This window comes from Aliamphritea spongicola (assembly GCF_017051665.1).
GTDB classification, from domain to species: Bacteria; Pseudomonadota; Gammaproteobacteria; order Pseudomonadales; family Balneatricaceae; genus Amphritea; species Amphritea spongicola.
On the sequence record NZ_JAFIDL010000018.1, the window covers coordinates 1 to 4,896 of the forward strand.

Sequence of the window (4,896 nt, forward strand, 5' to 3'; positions counted from 1 at the left end):
TGCCATTTACCGCAGTGTCTTCGTCAGTGGTCGCGGTGTCATCGGCAGCGGTCAGGTCGGTCACCGGGTTAACCGTGATCATGACAGTTTGTGTAGAACTCTCGCCGCTCGCCGCGTCGGTCACGGTGTAGGTAAAGCTGTCCGAACCGTTGAAGTTGGCGTTCGGTGTGTAGGTGTAGGTGCCATCGGTGTTAAACACCAATGTGCCATTGCTCACACCAGTTGCCACTGCATAGGTCAGCATACCCCCACTGGTGGTGGAGTCGTTACCCGCGACGGTGCCATTTACAGCCGTATCTTCGTCGCTGGTTGCCGTATCATCCGCAGCCGTTAAGTCAGTCACCGGATTGACGGTGATCGTAACGGTCTGGGTGGCAGTTTCGCCGCTGGCCGCATCGGTTACCGTATAAGTGAAGCTGTCGCTGCCATTGAAGTTCGCATCCGGTGTGTAGGTGTAGGTGCCATCGGTGTTAAACACCAATGTGCCATTGCTCACACCAGTTGCCACTGCATAGGTCAGCGCGCCGCCACTGGTGGTGGAGTCGTTGCTGGCTACCGTGCCGTTTACCGCAGTATCTTCATCTGTGGTCGCGCTATCGTCTGCAGCGGTGAGATCCGTGACCGGGTTCACCGTGATGGCGACGGTTTGCGTGGAGCTTTCGCCGCTGGCCGCGTCGGTCACCGTGTAGGTGAAGCTGTCAGAACCGTTGAAGTTGGCGTTCGGTGTGTAGGTGTAGGTGCCATCGGTGTTGAACACCAGAGTGCCGTTCGCTACACCAGTCGCTACCGCATAGGTCAGTGTGCCACCACTGGTGGTGGAGTCATTGCTGGCAACGGTGCCGTTCACTGCCGTATCTTCGTCGGTAGTTGCCGTATCGTCTGCAGCCGTTAAGTCCGTCACCGGATTCACAGTGATCGTGACAGTTTGCGTAGAGCTTTCACCGCTGACCGCATCCGTTACTGTGTAGTTGAAGCTGTCACTGCCGTTGAAGTTAGCATTAGGCGTGTAGGTATAGGTACCGTCGGTGTTGAACACCAGAGTGCCGTTCGCTACACCAGTCGCTACCGCATAGGTCAGTGTGCCACCACTGGTGGTGGAGTCATTGCTGGCAACGGTGCCGTTCACTGCCGTATCTTCGTCGGTAGTTGCCGTATCGTCTGCAGCCGTTAAGTCCGTCACCGGATTCACAGTGATCGTGACAGTTTGCGTAGAGCTTTCACCGCTGACCGCATCCGTTACTGTGTAGTTGAAGCTGTCACTGCCGTTGAAGTTCGCATCCGGGGTGTAGGTATAGGTGCCATCGGTGTTGAACACCAGGGTACCGTTGCTCACGCCAGTCGCTACTGCATAGGTCAGCGTGCCACCACTGGTGGTGGAGTCATTGCCCGCTACCGTGCCGTTTACTGCTGTGTCTTCGTCGGTGGTTGCCGTGTCATCAGCCGCAGTCAGGTCGGTCACCGGATTCACGGTAATCGTAACTGTTTGCGTAGAACTTTCGCCGCTGGTGGCATCGGTCACCGTGTAGGTGAAGCTATCAGAACCATTGAAGTTCGCATCCGGTGTGTAGGTATAGGTGCCATCGGTGTTGAACACCAGGGTGCCGTTCGCTACACCGGTGGCCACTGCATAGGTCAGTGTGCCGCCACTGGTGGTGCTGTCGTTGCCTGCAACGGTGCCATTAACGGCAGTATCTTCGTCGGTAGTCGCCGAGTCGTCTGCAGCCGTCAGATCGGTCACGGGGTTAACCGTGATGGTAACGGTCTGGGTGGCAGTTTCGCCGCTAGCTACGTCAGTCACGGTGTAGGTGAAGCTATCCGAACCATTAAAGTTCGCATCCGGGGTGTAGGTGTAGGTGCCGTCAGTGTTGAACACTAGGGTACCGTTCGCTACACCGCTCGCCACGGCATAAGTCAGAGTTCCGCCACTGGTAGTGCTGTCGTTACCCGCGACAGTGCCATTTACGGCCGTATCTTCATCGGTGGTCGCGGTGTCATCGGCAGCGGTTAAATCAGTCACCGGATTCACGGTGATGGTGACTGTTTGCGTAGAGCTTTCACCGCTGGCCGCGTCGGTTACCGTGTAGGTGAAGCTGTCACTGCCATTGAAGTTGGCATCTGGTGTATAGGTATAGGTACCGTCCGCATTAAAGACTAACGTACCGTTCGCTACACCGCTCGCAACCGTATAGGTCAGGACTCCGCCACTGGTGGTGGAGTCATTGCCCGCAACGGTGCCGTTCACCGCGGTGTCTTCGTCAGTGGTTGCCGTATCGTCTGCAGCTGTTAAGTCTGTTACCGGATTGACGGTGATCGTTACCGTCTGGGTTGCGGTTTCGCCGCTGGCTGCGTCAGTTACCGTGTAGGTAAAACTGTCGGAACCGTTGAAGTTGGCGTTAGGTGTGTAAGTGTAGGTGCCGTCGGTGTTGAACAACAGAGTGCCATTGCTCACGCCAGTCGCAACTGCGTAGGTCAGCGTGCCGTCACTGGTGGTGGAGTCGTTACCTGCAACGGAGCCATTGACAGCGGTGTCTTCATCGGTAGTTGCCGTATCGTCGGCCGCGGTCAGGTCAGTGACCGGGTTTACGGTGATCGTCACTGTCTGCGTAGAATTTTCACCGCTGGCCGCATCGGTCACGGTGTAGGTGAAACTGTCACTGCCATTAAAGTTCGCATCTGGCGTGTAGGTATACGTACCGTCGCTGTTGAACACCAAAGTGCCATTACTCACACCAGTTGCCACCGCATAGGTCAACGCACCGCCACTGGTGGTGGAGTCATTGCTGGCTACCGTGCCATTCACTGCGGTGTCTTCGTCGGTGGTTGCCGTGTCATCCGCAGCGGTCAGATCTGTTACCGGGTTTACTGTGATCGTTACCGTCTGAGTTGCCGTTTCACCGCTGGCCGCGTCAGTCACGGTGTAGGTGAAGCTATCAGAACCATTGAAGTTGGCGTTCGGCGTGTAGGTATACGTGCCGTCGGTGTTGAAGACCAAAGTACCGTTCGAGACGTTGCTCGCTACCGCATAGGTCAGCGCGCCGCCACTGGTAGTGGAATCGTTGCTGGCTACCGTGCCATTCACTGCAGTGTCTTCGTCGGTAGTTGCCACATCATCTGCAGCGGTCAGATCCGTTACCGGGTTTACTGTGATCGTTACCGTCTGAGTTGCCGTTTCACCGCTGGCCGCGTCAGTCACGGTGTAGGTGAAGCTATCAGAACCATTGAAGTTGGCATCCGGCGTGTAGGTATACGTGCCATCGGTGTTGAACACCAAAGTGCCATTACTCACACCAGTTGCCACCGCATAGGTCAACGCACCGCCACTGGTGGTGGAGTCATTGCTGGCTACCGTGCCATTCACTGCGGTGTCTTCGTCGGTGGTTGCCGTGTCATCCGCAGCTGTTAAGTCCCCTGCCGGATCAACAGTAATCGTGACGGTTCGTGTCAGGCTTTCACCACTGGTTAGGTCACTGACGGTATAGGTGAAGCTGTCCGATCCATTGAAGTTAGCATCTGGCGTGTAGGTATACGTACCATCGGTGTTAAACACCAGAGTGCCATTGCTCACGCCAGTCGCAACTGCATAGGTCAGTGTGCCACCACTGGTGGTGGAATCGTTACCTGCAACGGTGCCGTTTACTGCCGTGTCTTCGTCAGTGGTCGCGGTATCGTCCCCGGCAGTTAAGTCCCCTGCCGGATCAACAGTAATCGTAACGGTCTGAGTGGCAATTTCGCCGCTGGCCGCATCGGTTACCGTGTAGGTGAAGCTGTCACTGCCGTTGAAGTTGGCATCTGGCGTGTAGGTATACGTACCGTCGGTGTTGAATACCAGGGTGCCATTGCTCACGCCGCTTGCCACAGCATAGGTCAGCGCACCGCCACTGGTGGTGGAGTCATTGCTGGCGACTGTACCGTTTACAGCGGTGTCTTCATCGGTGGTTGCCGTGTCATCGGCAGCCGTTAAGTCAGTTACCGGGTTAACCGTGATCGTAACGGTTTGCGTGGAGCTTTCGCCGCTGGCCGCATCAGTTACCGTGTAGGTGAAGCTGTCGCTGCCGTTGAAGTTGGCATCAGGGGTGTAGGTATAAGTACCATCAGCATTAAAAACTAAGGTGCCGTTACTTACACCGGTTGCTACCGCATAGGTCAAGGTGCCACCACTGGTGGTGGAGTCGTTGCCCGCAACCGTGCCATTCACTGCCGTATCTTCGTCAGTAGTGGCGGTATCGTCGGCAGCGGTCAGATCCGTCACCGGATTAACCGTGATGTTCACAGTCTGAGTCAGGCTTTCACCGCTGGCCGCGTCGGTCACGGTGTAGGTAAAGCTGTCCGAACCATTGAAGTTCGCATCTGGCGTATAGGTATAGGTGCCGTCGGTGTTGAACACCAGGGTGCCGTTCGCTACGCCACTCGCCACGGCATAGGTCAGGGCTCCGCCACTGGTGGTGGAGTCATTGCTGGCTACCGTGCCGTTTACGACGGTATCTTCGTCGGTAGTCGCGGTGTCGTCTGCAGCCGTTAGGTCTGTCACCGGGTTCACGGTGATAGTAACAGTCTGAGTTGCCGTTTCACCGCTGGCGGCATCAGTTACCGTGTAGGTGAAGCTATCAGAACCATTGAAGTTCGCGTTCGGCGTGTAGGTATAAGTGCCATCGGTGTTGAACACCAGGGTGCCGTTCGCTACGCCATTCGCCACGGCATAGGTCAGGGCTCCACCACTGGTGGTGGAGTCATTGCTGGCCACCGTGCCGTTTACTGCGGTGTCTTCGTCAGTGGTCGCCGTGTCATCGGCAGCCGTTAAGTCAGTCACAGGGTTGACCGTGATCGTTACCGTCTGAGTTGCGGTTTCGCCGCTGGCCGCATCGGTCACTGTATAGGTGAAGCTGTCCGAGCCGTTAA

1 protein-coding gene is annotated in these 4,896 nt (G+C 56.4%); it reads right to left on the reverse strand.

The genetic code is table 11. From position 1 onward, the window contains the following. The coding region (locus tag JYB63_RS22525) for a beta strand repeat-containing protein (RefSeq protein ID WP_205660179.1) at positions 1-4,896 on the reverse strand (4,896 nt) is incomplete at both ends.